The following is an 18,671-nucleotide window of genomic DNA, read 5'->3' as shown; positions in this document are numbered from 1 at the left end:
GTTGTTTGCCGCTTTCAATGCTACAATATAGTATATCCATACAGAAAGGCGGAAACCTCATTGGAACACCTGATCAATGAAAGAGTAAAGAACATTCAAATTTCCGGAATCCGCAAATTCTTTAACCTGGTCGGCGGAATGGACGATATCGTTTCCCTTACTATCGGACAGCCTGATTTTCCAACGCCTGACCATGTAAAAGAAGCCGGCAAAACAGCTATTACTGATAATTATACGACATATACACACAATGCCGGCTTTCTGGAGTTAAGGAAAGCAGCAGCGGATTTTGTACATAGCAAATATGATATTACTTATTCTCCCGATTCGGAAGTGATCGTAACTGTGGGGGCCAGCCAGGCCATTGACATTGCATTGCGGACAGTCCTGTCACCTGGGGATGAAGTCATTTTGCCCGGACCGGTATACCCCGGCTACGAACCAATCATTCACATGTGTCAAGCAACAGTGCGCGCGGTCGATACACGGGCCAGCGGCTTTAAGCTGACGGCTGAGTTAATCAGCAAGGCGCTGACGGATAAAACAAAGGCAGTCATTTTGCCTTACCCGTCTAATCCGACGGGCGTCAGCTTAACAGAAGCAGAGTTAAAAGACATTGCTGATTTATTGCGAGGAAAAGATGTCTTTGTGATCGCCGATGAAATTTACAGCGAGCTGACATTTGATATGCCTCACGTATCCATTGCTTCCTTTTTGCGTGAGCAAACGATCACCTTAAACGGACTGTCTAAATCACACGCAATGACAGGATGGAGAATCGGCTTCTTATTTGCACCGGAGGCTATCGCTAAACATATTTTAAAAGTGCACCAATACAATGTTTCTTGTGCATCCTCTGTCTCACAAATGGCAGCTTTAGAAGCTGTTTCAGCCGGCATGAATGACGCCGTGCCGATGCGCACCGAATATAAGAAACGACGGGACTATGTATTTGACCGATTAACTAATATGGGGCTTGACGTGATTAAACCAGACGGCGCTTTTTATTTCTTTGTCGCCATTCCAGACTATATCGAGGATTCTTCTTTTGACTTCTGCTATAGGCTGGCGATGGAACAAAAAGTAGCCGTTGTGCCCGGCAGCGCTTTTTCTGAATTTGGAGAGGGCTATTTTCGTCTTTCCTTTGCCTGTTCAATGGAAGAGCTGCGAAAAGGGCTTGATCGCATAGAAGCCTTTTTCAAGACAACAAACAAGTAAAAGCATCCGGAGCTGCCTATACAGGCCGCATCCGGGTGCTTTTTTTCTTTTCGGTTAATTCCAATATTTAAACAGCGCTTGGGTGCCGCTCTCTCCTTCGCCCTGCAAAGCAAGCTCTTCATACATCTTTTTGGCAAGGGACAACCCCGGGAGTTCAAGCCCCATTCTTTCTGATTCCTCAATTGCTATTTTCATATCCTTGATAAAATGCTTCACATAAAAACCTGGAGCAAAATCGCCTTTCACCATTCGCGGTGCTAAATTGGATAAGGACCAGCTGCCTGCCGCCCCAGTGGAAATGCTTTTCAGCACGCTGTCTACATCCAGTCCAGCCTTTTGTGCGTATAAAAGTGCTTCACATACGCCAATCATGTTGGTCGCAATCGCGATCTGATTGCTCATCTTTGTATGCTGGCCGGCTCCTGCTTCTCCTTGATACACAATATTACTTCCAAAAGTTTGGAAGAGCGGCAATACTTTCTCAAAGGCCTCCTTGCTGCCGCCCACCATAATAGCGAGGGTGCCATTTTTGGCTCCTGTATCTCCTCCTGATACAGGAGCGTCCAAGGCATCTACTCCTTTCTCAAGCGCTTTTTCAAAAATCTTGCGGGCAAGGCTTGGCTGGGAGGTCGTCATATCCACCACAATTTGCCCCTTGCTGCTCTCGGTTAAAATCCCTTCTGCTCCTAAGTACACTTCTTCTACATCCTGAGGCTCGCCCACTATCGTAAACACCACGTCTGCCTGGCGGGCGGCTGCCGCCGGAGTTGGGCACCATACAGCCCCGTTGTCCAGAAGTTCTTGCGCCTTTCCTTTCGTACGGGTGTAAAGAAACAGAGAGTGCCCCGCTTTCTGCAGATGATGCGCCATGCTTTTCCCCATTACTCCTGTACCGATAAATCCAATTTTCATTCTTTTCTCCACCTTTACTAGTTAAAAACAAAACCCGTTCTTCACAAAAAAAAGACCTGCCCTGCGGCAGGTCCCAAGAAAAGGGGGTTGTGAGTGAGAATCTCCAATTGATCATGCTTGGTTATATACTTCCCACTCTTCTGCCGGATTAAACCATTTAAAGAAATTTTTTTAGCTTATTATTTTTTGATCACGGGATACTGTCTGCTGCTTATGTATGGACCAGAAAACAAAAGAAGCCACCGGACAGCCGCCTGATTAAATAGAACGAATCATGCCTCCGTCTACTAAAAAGCTGCTACCAGTCATATACGTATTGGCATCAGAAGCCAAAAAAGCCACAACGTTAGCAAATTCCTCCGGCCGCCCGTAACGGCCCAGCGGAATTTTTTTCTTTATCTGCTCATTCAACTGCTCTACAGACACTCCCTGCTTTTCAGCATTGATTTCGTCAAGATACTTTAAACGATCCGTTTCAATTCGGCCCGGCGCTACTGTATTCACTAAAATCCCATAAGCAGCCAGCTCTTCCGCCAATGTTTTCGAAAGCCCTACAATCCCTGTCCGAAAGGTATTGGACAAAATCAATCCGGCAATCGGCTCTTTAATAGAAGAGGAAGCGATATTAATAATTTTCCCGCCCTGTTTCTTTAAATAAGGCAAAGCCGACCTTATCGCTCTTATGTAAGACAATAAGTTCAATTCAAACGCCTGCTGCCATTGCTCATCTGCCATATCTTCAAATGAACCGGCAGGCGGCCCTCCCGAATTGTTGACTAAAATATGAATGGAGCCGAATATCTCTGCCGTCTTCTGAACTAATGCTTGAATATCCTCAGGCTTAGTCATGTCGCATACTGTGTACTCAATCTGCCCTGCGCTCCCCTTTTGCAGCTGCTGTTTCACTTCTTCCAGCTTTTCGCCGCTTCTGCTAGCGAGCATCACGTCAGCTCCCCCCTCTGCCAATTTTGCCGCAATCGCCTTCCCCAGCCCTTGGCTTGAGGCAAGAACTAACGCCGTTTTCCCTCGAAAAGAACCATCCACTTGAACCGCCTCCTTTGCAGTAGTCTCTGTACCATTATAATATATTTAGAATTTTCCTTCATTTGTTATTTATAATGATCGTTCTAAATAGACTTGCAACAAGGACGCTGGCGCTTACGGCTTCACTCTCTGATCACTTTTTTGAAAACGCAAAAAAAATCCAGACAATCACTGTCTGGATTAAAGTGGGGAAAAATGAGAATGAAAAGGCTTAAGTAAGTCTTATCATATACTGGTATCTATTATTGCCCGTCTTTTCTGATTTAAACCTGTTTTTAAACATTTTTTATTAACTTCTTGCCTCTTCCGTATAATGATAGATAACGGAGCCGCCGCGCTGGGCTATTCCTCTAAAGTGTTTAAAATCATTCCGTTGCACCAATTCATGCTGAAAAACGAGAAAATGCTCTTTGCTGACGTGACATTCAGCGATCTCCCCATTTTTTAATTGATCCATTAACTGTTGTGCGTCTGCTGCAGTCATACTTCCCCTTCTTTCTGAATTTTTCTTCTTATCAGGCAAAATGCTTTACTCATTTACAAAAATAAGGCACACTGTAAAGTAATTCATTTACAATTTATTATAATACCAAAATGTTTCAACCTCGTTCTTTTAGTCCTTACTTTCAAAAGCTTAATATAAAAGCCTTTAAGAAACAATCAAAGAACATAGACATCGCCTATGTTCTTGTGATTGGGCTGATTGACAACATTTATGAACATCTTGAAAACCATGAGGACAGCTTTTTAATTTAATCTGTAAAGGAGAGAGAAAGATGACGAAAGCAGAAGTGGGGAATGTGATTAAATTTAAAAATGGATTACAAGGCATCGTTGAAAAAGTCAATGAGAATTCAGTAATCGTTGATTTGACAATTATGGAGAATTTCAGAGAATTAGAAATGGAAGAAAAAACGGTTGTTAACCATAAAAACTATACAATTATTGCGCCTTCTATAAATGCTTGATTTTTGGCTTTAGCTGCTGCCTGATACAGCCGGCAGTTCAGCTTGTCAACAAAAGGGATTCGGAATAAGCCTATTCCGAATCCCTTTTTGATTTTTGTTCCATTCCAAAAACTTGGAGTGAACAGCCGCTCCCTCCAAATCCACGATTAAGGCCTTTTCCGAATCCTTTCAACGCCAGCTGTCCCTCTTCTTCTGACTATACGACTATCCTCTTTTTATGCACTCCGTGGATTGGAACGAAAGGCGCGCAGACTCCGGCGGGAGCAGCGGGTCAGGTGAGACCCCGCAGGCGATTTTGCGCCGAGGAGGCTCACCGCCCGCCCCGCGGAAAGCAAAGCGCCTGGAGTGAAAAGCAACTGAGCCCATACGCAAACAAATAAAACAACACAGCTGATGTTTCATTCAGCAGCTTGATCACAGCAGGATGATTCCATCTCCAAACAGATATAGCTATACGACTATCCTCTTTTTATGCACTCCGTTGATTGGAACGGAAGGCGCGCAGACTCCGGCGGGAGCAGCGGGTCAGGTGAGACCCCGCAGGCGATTTTGCGCCGAGGAGGCTCACCGCCCGCCCCGCGGAAAGCGAAGCGCCTGGAGTGAAAAGCAACTGAGCCCATACGCAAACAAATAAAACAACACAGCTGATGTTTCATTCAGCAGCTTGATCACAGCAGGATGATTCCATCTCCAAACAGATATAGCTATACGACTATCCTCTTTTTATACACTCCATTGATTGGAACGGAAGGCGCGCAGACTCCGGCGGGAGCAGCGGGACAGGTGAGACCCCGCAGGCGATTTTGCGCCGAGGAGGCTCACCGCCCGCCCCGCGGAAAGCGAAGCGCCTGAAGTGAAAAGCAACACACTCCATTTACATGCGAAAGACAGAAGAAACTTCCTTTTATTAATGACAAGGAATTTTCATTCTATTTTCAACCACCTTTTGTTAAAATAAGGGCTGTGTATGTTCTGCAGGAAAAGAAAGGAGTTCAAAATGATGGCACTTATGAAAGATTGGCGGCTGATTGTAAGCATAGTGCTGGCACACGTGCTGCTATACATGACGTTTTCAGATCGCGACATTTTTTGGTATTTATACACAGCTGCAAATCTCTTTTTCATTAGCTTCGCTATTATCAGCGAGAAAATAGATGATAAGCAAAAAACCAGAAGCTATTTAAAATATGGTGTGTTATCCGGACTGCTCTTATATGCGGTATTCTTTATAGGGCATCTGCTGCTTCCAGTTCTTCCATTTTCCTTGGAAAAACAAGTAGCAAGCATTTACCGCTGGTACTCTCCGCAGTTCTCCTGGCACTATGTTGTATTGATCTTAGTTTTCATTCCTGGGGAAGAACTGTTCTGGCGCGGCTTTGTCCAAAAACGCCTTTCTATCTATTTCAATGACTTAACGGCAATTATTGCCTCCTCCGCTCTTTACGCCTCCATCTTCCTTTATTCAGATAAGCTCATCTGGGTATTGGCTGCTTTTATGGCTGGCTTATTCTGGGGGTCGTTATACGTGTGGAAGCGCAGCATTCCCATGCTCATCATCTCCCACCTTGTATTTGACGTGCTCTTGATTGTGCTGCTTCCGCTTTTCTAATTTACGACAAAGCGGCAGGTCTGGAAGACAATAAGGAAAAACAGCACTTACTAACAGCGGACCGCTTCTTGCGGTCCGCTGTTACTTTCTCCACAGCAATATAAGAAAAACTAGGCTAATTAATCCAAACAGCGGATATAACAAACTAAGCAGCGTTCCATACGAAATTTGGCTTAACAAGAAGCCGGCGGAAAATATCAATAAGAGCAAAACAGACGGCGGCCAGGAAAAATGGGTGGACAGCTGCTGCTTTAATCCGTAAACATTCCCGACCACAGACGTAAAGATTTCTCCGTAAATAAGAAAGGCATATATAAAGTGAAAAGCCGGCATTAAGCGTTCGACGATTTGAGCCATTGGAATGTCGTACTCACTCACATTAGGTAATTGAACTAAACTGATATGGCTGGCCAGCATTAAGCACGTTAACGCAGCGCCGCCAAGAAAAGCCCCTTTTTTGATCGTTTCCTTATCATTTATGCCAAAAGCAAGCGGAACAAGCACTGCTTGGGCTAAAGCTAAATTAAATGCCGCATAACTGAACGGGGAGGTCCACAGCTTCCAGACCGGCCCCTCTGTCACTCTTGTGAATAGGTTTTCCAAAAAAGCCGGCTGAGCTGCCGCTTCCCCCGCCGCGTACAAGTGGAAAATGATCATAAGCGGAACGACAAATATATTTACTGCAAACAAGCCCGACATCCCTTTTCTGACAATTAAAAAACCAATCACGAGGGTGAGTCCGATCCCTGCATTTCCCGGGATATGAAACCTTTCCTCAAACAAAGCCCCCGTTCCGGAAAGCATAACCCCCGTTACCCCGACAAGCATGAGAAATTGAATGAAGGTTGCTGCCAGTCCGAGCTTCTCACCGAAAAGATAAGAGTTAAACTCCTCAAAAGACGCCGCCCTCACCTCAACAGCTTTTAACATAATTTTCGCTCCGAGAAAAATAAAGAGCCAGCCGCTTACAACAATCCCGCCTAGCCCGTACAGGCCATATTGAGAAAAAAACTGAACAATTTCTTTTCCGGTCGCAAAACCTGCACCGATGATGGTTCCTATGTAAACCGCTGCTATTTGGCAGGCCCCTCCCCATGTTCTCAACGCCATCCCCCGCTTTAGTTGTGTTAATTCACCTTATGCTTGTCTTTCACTTTCAAGAAGGACAAAAAAATTTTTCCACAAAATACTTGAAAGTCAAAAAAGGTCAGAGTATAATAAAGTCACAAGGTCAAAGTTAGTCAAAGTCAAAAACTCTATCATAAAATAAAACGGAAAGGAATGAAGTGTATGTTGTGTCAAAAGTGCCAGCAACATCAAGCCAATGTCCAATTCCGCATGAATATTAACGGAAAAACAACACAGCTTTACTTATGCTCTAGCTGTTACCAAAAAAATAAAAAGCAAATGGGAGATGATGCGATGAACTTCCAGCAATTTGGAGGCTTTCCTTTTGACGATTTAATGAAAGGTTTTGGATTTTCTCCTATGAACAACCAAGCTTCTCAGCCGCCTCATCTAGAACCGAAGCAAAATAACGGCGGCGGCAACGGATTTCTTGACCAATTTGGCCGCAATTTAACAAATATGGCGAGAGCCGGCTTGATTGATCCAGTGATTGGACGGGAAAAAGAAATTAGCCGCATTATCGAAGTACTGAACCGCCGAAACAAAAATAATCCGGTGCTTATCGGGGAACCTGGTACAGGTAAAACAGCCATCGCGGAAGGTTTGGCTTTAAAAATCGCAGAAGGCGATGTGCCCGCTAAATTAAAAGAAAAAGAGGTCTATTTATTAGACGTAGCCTCTCTTGTAGCTAACACAGGGATCCGTGGACAATTCGAAGAAAGAATGAAGCAGCTGATCGCGGAATTACAGCGCCGGAAAAATATTTTGCTCTTTATTGACGAAATTCACTTAATCGTTGGCGCCGGATCTGCCGAAGGCTCCATGGATGCCAGCAATATTTTAAAACCGGCGCTTGCCCGCGGCGAACTGCAATTGATCGGTGCGACTACTTTGAAAGAATATCGCCAAATTGAGAAGGATGCTGCACTAGAACGACGCTTCCAGCCAGTTCAAGTAAGCGAACCGACCGTTGAAGCAACGATGCAAATTTTGCTGGGGCTGCAAAAGCGTTATGAAGATTTCCATGAGGTAACGTTTACAAAAGAAGCGCTTGAAGCTTGTGCAAAACTGTCCCATCGTTATATTCAGGACCGTTTCTTGCCGGATAAAGCGATTGACTTGCTCGATGAGGCCGGCTCCAAATTAAACTTAACGATCGATACACAGGATAAAGAATCAATTCATGAGCGCCTGGCTAACATTGCTAAAGAAAAAGAGGCTGCCTTGCAGCAGGAAAATTATGAAAAAGCAGCGAAATTGCGTGATGAAGAAGCCGTTTTAGAGGAAAAGTTGCAAGGTACATCTGAAGCAGCCGAGCGTCCAGTTGTGACAGTGGAACATATTCAGCAATTAATTGAAGAAAAAACAGGCATTCCTGTCGGCAAACTTCAAGAAGATGAACAACAAGCCATGAAACATTTGGAAGACAACTTAGCAAAAAAAGTGATTGGACAAGCTGAGGCTGTGCAAAAAGTGGCAAAAGCGATTCGCCGCAGCCGGGCCGGATTGAAATCCAAAACCCGCCCAATCGGCTCCTTCTTATTCGTCGGTCCGACTGGCGTCGGTAAAACAGAGCTGACTAAATCACTGGCCGAGGAATTATTCGGTTCCAAAGATGCCATGATTCGTCTGGATATGAGTGAATTCATGGAGAAACATAGTGTTTCTAAATTAATCGGTTCTCCTCCGGGATATGTCGGCCATGAAGAAGCCGGACAGTTGACAGAAAAAGTGCGGCGCAATCCATACAGCATTATTTTGCTTGATGAAATTGAGAAAGCTCATCCGGATGTGCAGCATATGTTCCTGCAAATCCTCGAAGACGGCCGCCTGACTGACAGCCAAGGCCGGACAGTCAGCTTTAAAGACACTGTCATCATTATGACAAGCAATGCCGGAACATCCAGCAAGACAATTACTGTCGGCTTTGAGAAAAATAATGCGGTAAAAGAAAGCTCTATTTTAGATTCACTCGGCAGCTTCTTTAAACCGGAATTCTTGAACCGCTTTGACAATATCATCGAATTTAAATCTCTTAAAAAAGCAGACTTGCAGCGAATTGTTGAATTAATGCTCGAAGAATTGAATGTCACTCTTAGAGAACAGTCAATGACTCTTGATGTGACAGATGAGGTTAAGGAGCGGCTAAGTGAACTTGGCTACCATCCGGAATTTGGTGCTCGCCCGCTCCGCCGCGTGATTCAAGAAAAGCTTGAAGACGGCATCGCCGACTTTATCTTGGATCATCCGGAAACGAAACAATTAAAAGCAATAATGAAAGACAAGGAAGTTTGTATTGTTGCAGCTTAAATAGCAAAAGCACCTGAAAATATCAAAAACTTCAGCTTGTCGACAAAAGGGGGGCGGAATGAAATCATTCCGGCCCCTTTTCTGTTTTTTCAAGTGGATGTCGAGCCGAGCCTCTGCGAGAACAATAAATCTCTCCCATTCGATTATTCAGGCCATTTCCTTGAGATGCATGGCACCGAAAGCAAGCATCGTCTGTACTGATTTTAAAACCAGTACGGTTATACGGCTGCCTTCACTTTATCCACTCTGTTGATTGAAACGGAAGACGCAAAGACTCCTGCAAGATGAGGAGGACAGAAGATACTCCCGCCTGCTTGGAAAGGACATCAACCGCCTCCATCCACAAGAAAAAAGCGTCTGAAACGATCAGACGCTTTTTTCTTATTGGTCCTTTAAGCGGCTTCCCGCCTGGTCAAGCCATTGCTCAATAGGCTCCAGAACCTTCTCCATACACCCGTCTTCAAACGGTGAAGTTAACCGGGCAAGCTCAACAATTTCTGTAAAAGACCTGCTACCTCCGACCCGGCAAATTTTCATGTAATCTTCCCAAGCTTGTTCTCTATCCTCCTGCATTCTTTTCCAGAACTGCAATGCACAGACTTGGGCAAGTGTATAATCGATATAATAAAACGGCACTTCATAAATATGCCCTTGACGCTGCCAAAAGCCGCCTGCTTCCAAATAAGACATGCCATCATAATCGCGATGCGGTAAATATGCCTTCTCGATCTCCTTCCAAACGGCTTTTCTTTCTGCAGGCGTTAAATCCGGCTCCTCATATACCCGGTGCTGGAACTCATCAACCGCTGCTCCATAAGGAAGGAACAAAACCGCTTCACTCAAATGCGCATATTGATATTTATCGGTCTCCTCTTTAAAGAACAGCTTCATCCATGGCCAAGTGAAAAATTCCATGCTCATCGAATGAATTTCACACGCTTCATACGTCGGCCATAAATATTCCGGCACAGTAAATCCGCGGCTTGAATAGACCTGAAAGGCATGTCCCGCTTCATGGGTTAACACGTCAATATCCCCTGACGTCCCATTAAAATTAGAGAAAATAAACGGGGAGCGATAATCGGACATATATGTGCAATAGCCCCCTCCCGCTTTTCCTGCTTTGGCTGTAAGGTCCATTAGCTCATGATCCAGCATGAACTGAAAAAACTCATTCGTTTCCTTAGAAAGCTCTTTATACATTTGCTGTCCCTTCTGGATGATCCAGTCAGCCTCTCCTTTTGGCTTCGCATTGCCCGTTGTAAATTGGTAGCCTTCATCATAAAATTTGAGTTTTTCCAGCCCAATTCGTTGAGCTTGGGCTTTTCTTAATTTATTGGCAAGCGGAACGATGAATTTTTTTATCTGCTCCCTATACCCCTTCACCATCTCCGCCTGATAATCGACTCGATTCAAGCGGGCATAGCCTAGCTCTACAAAGTTTTGAAAGCCCAGCTTGCGGGCGATTTCCGTCCGGACCTTCACCAGCTCATCGTAAATAGCATCAAATCGTTCTTCATGTTCGGCAAAAAAAGCAAAACGGGCTTCTGTCGCCTTTTTGCGCGTGGAGCGATCCGATGATTCTGTATAAGGCTCAATTTGTGCAAGTGTCAGCGTCTTCCCTTGAAATTCAATTTGAGCGGAGGCCACGAGCTGCGTATACTGTGAAGCCAGCTTATTTTCCTTTTCAAGAAGCGGCAGCACTTCCTTCGAGAAAGTTTTCACTTGGGCTTCAGCTAAAAGAAACAGCTGCTTGCCAAACAGTTTTTCAAGCTCAGGCCGAAACGGAGAAGCTAAGAGCGCTTCATTCATCCGCGAAGAGATTCCCTCCATTCTTGGGGATACGGCATCCATATAATCCTGCTCTTGTTTGTAAAATGAATCCGTTGTGTCGATTGTATGCCTAATATGACACAGGTCCATCATTGTGCTGATGCGATTGCGGATCTCATTCATTTTATTTAGTGCCTCTACCTGTTTTTCTACACTATCCGCTTCCTTAAACTGCTGCAGTTTTTTATTCAACTCGTTTTCAGCCCCATCGATATCTGGACGGGCATAAGAATATTCACTAAATTTCATCATCAGTTCTCCCTTCTCTTCTTTAGCATGCAGGCGCTCAATAAACAACCTTCCAATTTTGGTTCGTTTCCGCCTTGACCACACCGTGCCTCCTTATGTAGTCAGCAAGCAGTTCCGCCATATCAGTTTGGATTTCCTTGATGATTGTTTTTCCTTTGAACATTGAATAATCCCCGCCGCCTCCTGCACGGTAATTATTCATCACCACTTGGTACAAACCGTCTGCTTGTACCGGCTTTCCACGGTAAATTATTTTCTCGACACGGCTGCCCGGCGCCTTATGGACATTGATCGTATACTGAATTCCTTCCCACATATCATAATTATAATGCTGCGGCTTCGGATATGAGAACCTCGGACTGACGCCAACCGTTTGATCCGGAAGCAGCCTGAAGTAAGAAGCAGAACGTTCCAGCGCTTCCTTCATTTCGGCACCGGTAATTTCAATAACAGCCAGCGAATTGGGGTAAATATAGTTGGAAACAATATCCCGCATCGTCACCTGGGAAGGAAGACCGCCCGCCTCATTATAAAAGAGTGACGTGCAGGAAATGTCTGTCTGAGACGCTTCCATTTGCACCCGGTTGATCAATTCAATCAGCGGATGCTCTTTAAGACGCGCTCTAAAAGGATCTTCAATTTTCATGCTTCCTTCTATTGTGCCAATAACCTCATCAAGCCATTGCTGTGTTTGCCGCTCTTCTTTTTCAACTAGCTGAAGAAGTGCCTCGTCCGCTTCAAATTCCTTGGCTTCCAAGACGCCGACAGATAAATCTGCTAATTTTATAGCTCCAGCTGATACATGAAATTCCGCGGTGACCTGTGCGATTGCCGCTCCGCTGAATCCTGGCTGAACGACAGCAACGCCATTTACAAATTCTGCGGCGATTCGATGCTGGTGCCCGGTTAGCAAAACATCGATCCCCTCTATCTCTGTGCAAATGCGGTAAGCCTGATTTTCCCCTTTTTCTCTGGCTTCTATCTGTCTCTTGCTGGAAAGATCCATCTCAAATCCGCCATGATAAGAAACAATCATTATGTCCGGCTTTTCTGTTTTCTTAATGTAAGGCACCCATTCCGCCACGGCGGCGACAGCATCGTCGAAGGCCAATCCGCGAATATGGTCCGGCTTCTCCCAGTTTGGGATATATCCAGTAGTTACCCCAAGCACGGCGGCCTTTATGCCGGAAGCAAAATGCTTAATTATATACGGACGTCCAAAATACGGCTTTCCCGTTCTTTTATCTAAAATGTTTGCACTTAAAAAAGGAAATCGGGCATCTGTAGCTGCCTTGTTTAAAATCGCTAACCCGTAATTGAATTCATGATTGCCCAGAACAGCGGCATCATACGGAAGATCGTTCATTGCTTTTATCATCGGATGAACATCCTGCCGTAAGGAGCGGAAATAAAAACTTGCCAATGGCGTACCTTGCAAGAAATCCCCGTTATCGATTAATAGAAGATGGTCATTCTCTTCCTGTATTTTTTTTATGGCAGTAGACAGGCGGGCAAGCCCATGGGCAGCCGGTTGATTTGTTCCATAATGAAGAGGAAAAATCGCTCCATGCATGTCACTCGTCTCAAGAATTTTCAATTGGATTTTTTTCACTTTTTCTCCCCCCTATGCCAATTATTTATTCTTTTATTCAACTTACACGTTTTTCCGCCATTTTGAAAGAGCAGGCCTCTTAAAAATTTTCCGCTATATAAGGGGGAGAAAATACGAATAGTTTGCTATAATGAAACAGCAATGAATTTCTTAAAGGGACGAAACTGAATGAACAAACGTGAACGATGGATATATTTTTTTATTGTTGTACTCCCCATGATTCTATCTATTGTTGGTTGTTACCATTTTCTAGACGAACGTGCAACGGAGCAGCATCGCAAAAAATTAGAATGGGCAGCCACTCTTCATCGGAACCAATTGGATCAATTTATTAACGAAACGAAAGTCAGCATGGATATTCTTGCTGTCAGCATAGAAGAAGAAGTACACAACTTAGATCAGAAAAAAGCTTCTCCAAACAAAGTCCAGACTATTCTAAAAAGAATGGCTGGAAAAGATCCGCGTTACGGAGGAATTTATATCCTCGACTTTGAAGGGAACTTACTCACCGGAACCAATGATTTATTGAAGCAGTATAATCTCAGAAACAAGCCCTACATTAAAGAAGCACTGCTAACAAAGGACATCGCTGTTTCAAGTGAAGCAGAGACCTTATCCAATAACCAGCCTGTCATCGCCGTCGCTACGCCGGTAATGAAAGATGAGCATGTTGAAGCCATTCTCGTCTCCCACATCCGGTTAGATTACATAAAGAACCTTATGAGAATGCTGACCCCGGAGTATTCCATGTCGATTGAGAACGCCAAACAAATACCGATTTTTTCGATTAATGAAAAACTCGGCGACGAGACTAGCGTCCAAACTGTCGAATACCCTCTTGCTCAGCTTCCTTGGAATTTAATTGTGACAACCAGCGAATCTAACCAAAAGCATCTGTTTCCCCTTACAGCACTCTTTGGCATAGCAATCGTAGTCCTTCTTCATATTATCTTCTTACTTGTGAAGTATATGATGTTGAAAAGGCAGACTAAATTGGAACGAATGCAGCAGGAAGCCCAAAAGCTTGAGCTGATTGGAACGCTGGCCGCAAGCACGGCTCACGAAATCCGCAATCCGCTTACAGGCATTAAAGGATTAGTCCAGCTGCTGAATGAAAAATATCATCACCCTGAGGATGAATTTTATTTTGATGTCATTAACAAAGAGATTGCACGCATTAATCAGATTGTCAGTGAGTTTTTAATCTTAGGGAAGCCGACTGCCCAAAAAATTCACACGGTAGACATGAGAGAAATTATTTTTGATTTAAGCCCGCTGATTCGTTCGGAAGCAAATCTATACTCAATTGAATATGAACTGACTCTTCCCGAACAAGAAATATGGGTTCGCACAAATACGGATCAAATGAAACAAGTTCTCTTGAACCTGACAAAGAATGCTTTTGAAGCGATGTCTAAGGGAGGACAGCTGAGCTTGACGGTTCTAAAAGGGAAAGAAAATTGTTATATTACCATTGCTGATACCGGTCCCGGCATTACGAAAGAGGATCTCCGCTTAATTTTCAAGCCGTTCTTTACTTCGAAAGAAGATGGAACAGGACTTGGGCTTGTTGTCTGCAAGAGGATTATCGAGTCATTTGGCGGGACGATTGAAGTAGAGAGCGAGTCAGGTTTTGGCACTGTCGTTAACATCACCCTCCCTCTTCAAACTGATCAGCCGGCCGAATAAGAATGGTCTTCAATGAAAATAGCTCCTTCTGCCTAAGCCTGCCGTAAACGCTTGCCCGTTTGCAGCAGGCTTTTAATTAGTCGGCCTTGTTTTCATATGCTAAACATCAGCATTTAAGCGATTTGGATGTTTACCTTCCCCTGAAACCGGTTATATAACATGAGGATATCGCCTTCAGATTAACAACCAGAGAGATAAAGGAGAAAGAAACATGGCTCAGACAATATGGAAGGAAGCGGCACTGGAATGGACCAACAATTGCTCTTTGCACGTATATGACCCATCAATCGGAGCATATAGGCTGATTGCCTCCCTTGATGAAGCTAAAAAACTCATCAAGCATTCGTCAGAGCCTTTCATTCGCACCATTGCCGCTGTTTATGCGTTTTCACTAACAGCTATGCACTCAACTTATACGGAAATCGAAATCTTTACTGCAAAACTGGAAAGAGAAGCACGCCAATTTAAAAAATGGCTCGCCTACTCTCCGCTTGTTGTAGAATTGTTCGACCGCTTGCTGGAGACTAGTAAAAAATCTCAATCCATTAATGGAATAAAAACCGATATTTATCACGAAGCGATCCGTTTATCGATTCAACTTGAAGACCGCTTCGATATAAAAGAAAACTTAAAACGCCAGGCGTGACAGCCGGCGTTTTTTCATAAACAGAGAAACATCCCCTGCTCGTTTCTTGTCATGCAGCCGGGCTGCCTTTTTTTGTACAATGGCGATTTAAAAGGTTTTCCTGTATAATGCTATGTTGTGTTCGAAATGATATTGCAGCTGGTGGCTACCTAATACTTTTAATCAGGTGAGGTTTATGTCAAAAAGAGATTATTATTTTGATAACGCAAAATTTATTTTAATTGTTTTTGTTGTGTTCGGCCATTTTATTCGCTCATATATCGGGGATAACCCTGTCATCTTTGCTTTGTATACAACCATTTACTTGTTTCACATGCCAGGGTTTATTTTAGTATCGGGGTTTTTCGCAAAGGGCTTCTATAAAAAAGGATATGTCAAAAAGACTGCCCAAAAAATTTTGCTGCCTTTTTTTATTTTCCAAGTGATCTATTCCTTTTTTTACTTTTACCTATACGAAGATGAAGCATTGCACTTAGATCTGCTTGTTCCTCATTGGTCGCTGTGGTTTCTGCTCAGCTTGTTCTTTTGGAACCTGCTGCTCGTCATCTCCGTTAAATGGCTGAAGTTAAAGCCTGCTGTATTGATCACTGTTTCATTTGCCATTGGAATTGCTATTGGCTGCATTGATGCCCAGCTGGATATACTGAGCATTGCGCGCACATTTATTTTTTTCCCATTCTTTTTAATCGGGTATTACCTGAAAAAGGAGCATTTCAACTTGCTCGCTCATAAAACCGTCCGCCTGTCCTTATTGGTCGGAGCACTGGCAATTTTCCTTATCGCCCTCTCTTTTCCTGAATTCGATCAGAGATGGCTGCTCGGTTCTTTCTCTTTTGCCGATTTAGAAAGCTCTAATATGACAGGAATGCTCTATCGGACCGGCATTTATGTGGTAAGCTTTATGATGATTGCCGCCTTTTTCGCTTTTGTGCCGAAGAAGAAGTTCTTCTTTACTGATTGGGGAAGAAATACACTCTACGTGTACTTGCTGCACGGCTTTGTTATTAAAACATTCCGTGAAAGCGAAGTGAAGGACTCAGCAGAATCTATTTTCCTGCTGTTAGTTGTCTCATTATTTTTAACCATGTTCCTCTCTTCCACTGTCGTTACAACTGTGGCACAGCCCTTTATTGAGACAAGATGGTCGAAGCTGAAAAAAATATTTTCCAGTAAATATGAACAAGGCAATATTTAAGAAAAGCTATAAGGAGAATCTTATTCATGAACGTCGTTCTCAGCACATTAAACGCTAAATACATTCATACAAATTTGGCCATCCGCTATTTAAAAGCTTTTGCCGAACCGGATTATCACGTAGAACTGGCGGAATATACGATTAAAGATCCTGCGATTAACATCGTCACCGATCTTTATAAACGACAGCCGGACATCTTAGGATTCAGCTGCTATATTTGGAATATTGAAGAAACCATTGCCGTTATTAAAATGATGAAAAAGGTGCTTCCTCATACACGGATTGTCCTCGGCGGTCCTGAAGTGACGTACGACGTGCCTTATTGGCTTGAGCGAGTGCCTGAAGCAGATTTCATCGTCATTGGCGAAGGCGAAGAAACGTTCAAACAGCTGCTGGACGAAATCGAGGGCCAGCAAGACTGGAGCAAGGTGAGCGGCATCGGGTATTTGGAAAATGGAAAACCGAAGATCAACCCTCAGCGAAACAAATTAGACTTGCGCCATTTGCCTTCACCGTTTCGGTTCGAGGAAGATCAAGCTGAACTATCCAAGCGGATCACTTACATCGAAACGAGCCGGGGCTGTCCGTTCCGGTGCCAGTTCTGCCTCTCCTCTATTGAAGTGGGCGTCCGCTACTTTAACCGTGAGGCGATTAAAGAGGACATTCGCTATTTAATGGCAAATGGGGCCAGAACGATTAAGTTTGTCGACCGGACATTTAATATTAGCCGGAGCTATGCCATGGAGATGTTTCAATTTCTTATTGATGAGCATGTTCCTGGAACTGTCTTTCAATTTGAAATTACCGCGGACATTATGAGACCTGAAGTCATCGAATTCCTTAATCAGCATGCACCCAAGGGGTTGTTTCGCTTCGAGATCGGTGTACAATCCACAAATGATACGACCAATGAGCTTGTCATGCGCAAGCAAAATTGGTCAAAGCTCGTTCGTACGGTGACAATGGTTAAAGAAGGCGGAAAAATTGATCAGCATCTTGATTTAATCGCCGGTTTGCCTGAAGAAAACTATCATTCTTTCCGGAAAACGTTTAACGATGTATTTGCTCTCCGTCCGGAAGAGCTGCAGCTAGGCTTTTTAAAAATGCTGCGCGGCACAGGCCTGCGTATTCGGGCTGCTGAACATGATTACATTTATATGGATCATGCGCCCTATGAAATTCTAGGCAATAATCTATTATCATTTGATGATATCGTTAGAATTAAGCAGGTTGAAGACGTGCTTGAGAAATACTGGAATGACCACCGCATGAATGAAACGGTTGAATACCTCGTGACTCATTTCTTTGAGACACCTTTTGATTTCTTCCAATCTTTTGGAAGTTACTGGGAGAAAGAAGGCTGGGGACGAATTGGCCATCAGTTAGAGGATTTGTTCAAACGGCTTCAAGAATTTTTGCTTGCCACTCATCCTGCCCGCTATGCAGAGGTTGAAAGCATAATGAAATATGATTATTTAATGAATCAGCGCTATAAACCGCGGAAGCCTTGGTGGTCACCTTCTCTTGAAAAACAAGAACGTTCGGCTTTATATCAGAAAATCTTGCAAAATCCTCTTCTTCTCGGCTCTGAATTCGCTGGTTTGGGGTTAAATGAACGAGAAGTGTACAAGCATACGATGATTGAGCCGTTAACCATGACGCGTTCAAACGGACACTGGGTGAAGCATCCAGCCTATCTCATTGCTTATTTTGAGCCGGCAACCGGACATCCTTCGATTTTTTTCATGGAAAATGAACTATCAATCAGCGCAACTTGATTACCTGATTTCCCCAAAAAGCCGATAGACGTATCGGCTTTTTATTATGCTGGTGAATGAGAAGCGTTCATTCCTCTTCCAGGCTCTTCGCTTTCCACACGATAGAGGGCAAATTCTCTTATGAAACTTTGCTATATCTCTTGATTTTTACCAAAATATAGCTATCATAAGTCTAGGAGGCTATTTCTAGAAAAAGATACAGGATATGATTCAAAATCAAGGATAATTTGGCTGCCTCTTCTCTTTCTGTTAATGACCTTGTACGGGCATAATCCGGTTGAGAGCTTTGTTCCATCTCAGACTTGACAACGTCTAAACGACTTTATTCTATCAAGCTATGTGCATCCATTGCCATATACGAAAAAGCCGTCTCGTTATTTTCTGGGAAATAATTAATTGGCTGATCAAGCTGATAATTCTAAAAGAAATCTATTATTTGAACGAACCTTGTTTGTTTATTTTTCTATTAAAGAACAAGCT

General features: G+C 43.7%; 14 protein-coding genes. 8 read left to right on the top strand and 6 right to left on the bottom strand.

The window, feature by feature from the left end; translation table 11 throughout:
• Positions 1-60: 60 nt before the first annotated feature.
• On the top strand, positions 61-1,218 hold the full coding sequence (locus B1A98_RS01070) for an aminotransferase A (RefSeq protein WP_063383419.1): 1,158 nt from the start codon (positions 61-63) through the stop codon (positions 1,216-1,218).
• 54 nt (positions 1,219-1,272) lie between these two features.
• Here the strand turns inward: B1A98_RS01070 and B1A98_RS01065 are convergent, their stop codons facing one another.
• From B1A98_RS01065 to B1A98_RS01055, 3 genes are all read right to left on the bottom strand, one after another.
• The gene (locus tag B1A98_RS01065) at positions 1,273-2,130 is read right to left on the bottom strand and encodes an NAD(P)-dependent oxidoreductase (RefSeq protein ID WP_063383418.1); all 858 of its coding nucleotides are present in this window, start codon (positions 2,128-2,130) and stop codon (positions 1,273-1,275) included.
• A 258-nt stretch (positions 2,131-2,388) separates the two neighbouring features.
• Positions 2,389-3,174: an SDR family oxidoreductase gene (locus B1A98_RS01060; protein ID WP_063383417.1), complete on the bottom strand. Its 786-nt coding sequence runs from the start codon at positions 3,172-3,174 to the stop codon at positions 2,389-2,391.
• Positions 3,175-3,463: 289 nt separating this feature from the next.
• Positions 3,464-3,658: a hypothetical protein gene (locus B1A98_RS01055; RefSeq protein WP_041099660.1), complete on the bottom strand. Its 195-nt coding sequence runs from the start codon at positions 3,656-3,658 to the stop codon at positions 3,464-3,466.
• Positions 3,659-3,950: 292 nt separating this feature from the next.
• Between B1A98_RS01055 and B1A98_RS01050 the strand changes: the two genes are divergently transcribed.
• Positions 3,951-4,142 (top strand): YkvS family protein, encoded by a 192-nt coding sequence (locus tag B1A98_RS01050; RefSeq protein ID WP_041099658.1) that lies wholly within the window; start codon positions 3,951-3,953, stop codon positions 4,140-4,142.
• Positions 4,143-5,139: 997 nt separating this feature from the next.
• A complete protein-coding gene (locus B1A98_RS01040) occupies positions 5,140-5,751 on the top strand; it encodes a CPBP family intramembrane glutamic endopeptidase (protein WP_063384136.1) in 612 nt (203 codons plus the stop codon).
• 81 nt (positions 5,752-5,832) lie between these two features.
• On the opposite strand, the gene B1A98_RS01035 is transcribed toward B1A98_RS01040, so the two are convergent.
• Complete coding sequence (locus tag B1A98_RS01035) at positions 5,833-6,855, bottom strand: YkvI family membrane protein (protein ID WP_063384137.1); 1,023 nt, start codon at positions 6,853-6,855, stop codon at positions 5,833-5,835.
• A 186-nt stretch (positions 6,856-7,041) separates the two neighbouring features.
• Between B1A98_RS01035 and B1A98_RS01030 the strand changes: the two genes are divergently transcribed.
• Positions 7,042-9,189, top strand: a complete 2,148-nt coding sequence (locus B1A98_RS01030; RefSeq protein ID WP_063384138.1) for an ATP-dependent Clp protease ATP-binding subunit — start codon at positions 7,042-7,044, stop codon at positions 9,187-9,189.
• 381 nt (positions 9,190-9,570) lie between these two features.
• Here B1A98_RS01030 and B1A98_RS01025 read toward each other — a convergent pair whose 3' ends face one another.
• Together B1A98_RS01025 and B1A98_RS01020 are read right to left on the bottom strand one after the other, a co-directional pair.
• Positions 9,571-11,271 (bottom strand): M3 family oligoendopeptidase, encoded by a 1,701-nt coding sequence (locus B1A98_RS01025; protein WP_063384291.1) that lies wholly within the window; start codon positions 11,269-11,271, stop codon positions 9,571-9,573.
• Between the two features lie 37 nt (positions 11,272-11,308).
• Positions 11,309-12,883: a bifunctional metallophosphatase/5'-nucleotidase gene (locus B1A98_RS01020; RefSeq protein WP_256682621.1), complete on the bottom strand. Its 1,575-nt coding sequence runs from the start codon at positions 12,881-12,883 to the stop codon at positions 11,309-11,311.
• A gap of 168 nt (positions 12,884-13,051) precedes the next feature.
• Between B1A98_RS01020 and B1A98_RS01015 the strand changes: the two genes are divergently transcribed.
• The 4 genes from B1A98_RS01015 to B1A98_RS01000 all read left to right on the top strand — a co-directional run bounded on the left by B1A98_RS01015 (position 13,052) and on the right by B1A98_RS01000 (position 18,191).
• A complete protein-coding gene (locus tag B1A98_RS01015) occupies positions 13,052-14,572 on the top strand; it encodes a PAS domain-containing sensor histidine kinase (protein WP_063384139.1) in 1,521 nt (506 codons plus the stop codon).
• Positions 14,573-14,783: 211 nt separating this feature from the next.
• Complete coding sequence (locus B1A98_RS01010; RefSeq protein WP_063384140.1) at positions 14,784-15,218, top strand: hypothetical protein; 435 nt, start codon at positions 14,784-14,786, stop codon at positions 15,216-15,218.
• Between the two features lie 175 nt (positions 15,219-15,393).
• Positions 15,394-16,413 carry an acyltransferase family protein gene (locus B1A98_RS01005; RefSeq protein ID WP_063384141.1) on the top strand — a complete coding sequence of 340 codons (1,020 nt, stop codon included), beginning with the start codon at positions 15,394-15,396 and terminating at the stop codon, positions 16,411-16,413.
• 26 nt (positions 16,414-16,439) lie between these two features.
• Positions 16,440-18,191 carry a B12-binding domain-containing radical SAM protein gene (locus B1A98_RS01000; RefSeq protein WP_063384142.1) on the top strand — a complete coding sequence of 584 codons (1,752 nt, stop codon included), beginning with the start codon at positions 16,440-16,442 and terminating at the stop codon, positions 18,189-18,191.
• Positions 18,192-18,671: the final 480 nt, after the last annotated feature.

It is taken from the genome of Pseudobacillus badius (assembly GCF_002189605.1).
Lineage (GTDB): Bacteria > Bacillota > Bacilli > Bacillales > Domibacillaceae > Pseudobacillus > Pseudobacillus badius.
The sequence above is the reverse complement of the archived record's forward strand: the minus strand, read 5'-3'. Positions and strand labels throughout refer to the sequence as shown.

What these genes read in the sequence shown, in the direction of transcription:
- B1A98_RS01065 (WP_063383418.1), bottom strand. Translation starts at nt 2,130, where the DNA reads ATGAAAATTGGATTTATCGGTACAGGAGTAATGGGGAAAAGCATGGCG.
- B1A98_RS01055 (WP_041099660.1), bottom strand. Translation starts at nt 3,658, where the DNA reads ATGACTGCAGCAGACGCACAACAGTTAATGGATCAATTAAAAAATGGG.
- B1A98_RS01050 (WP_041099658.1), top strand. Translation starts at nt 3,951, where the DNA reads ATGACGAAAGCAGAAGTGGGGAATGTGATTAAATTTAAAAATGGATTA.
- B1A98_RS01040 (WP_063384136.1), top strand. Translation starts at nt 5,140, where the DNA reads ATGATGGCACTTATGAAAGATTGGCGGCTGATTGTAAGCATAGTGCTG.
- B1A98_RS01030 (WP_063384138.1), top strand. Translation starts at nt 7,042, where the DNA reads ATGTTGTGTCAAAAGTGCCAGCAACATCAAGCCAATGTCCAATTCCGC.
- B1A98_RS01025 (WP_063384291.1), bottom strand. Translation starts at nt 11,271, where the DNA reads ATGAAATTTAGTGAATATTCTTATGCCCGTCCAGATATCGATGGGGCT.
- B1A98_RS01015 (WP_063384139.1), top strand. Translation starts at nt 13,052, where the DNA reads ATGAACAAACGTGAACGATGGATATATTTTTTTATTGTTGTACTCCCC.
- B1A98_RS01010 (WP_063384140.1), top strand. Translation starts at nt 14,784, where the DNA reads ATGGCTCAGACAATATGGAAGGAAGCGGCACTGGAATGGACCAACAAT.
- B1A98_RS01005 (WP_063384141.1), top strand. Translation starts at nt 15,394, where the DNA reads ATGTCAAAAAGAGATTATTATTTTGATAACGCAAAATTTATTTTAATT.
- B1A98_RS01000 (WP_063384142.1), top strand. Translation starts at nt 16,440, where the DNA reads ATGAACGTCGTTCTCAGCACATTAAACGCTAAATACATTCATACAAAT.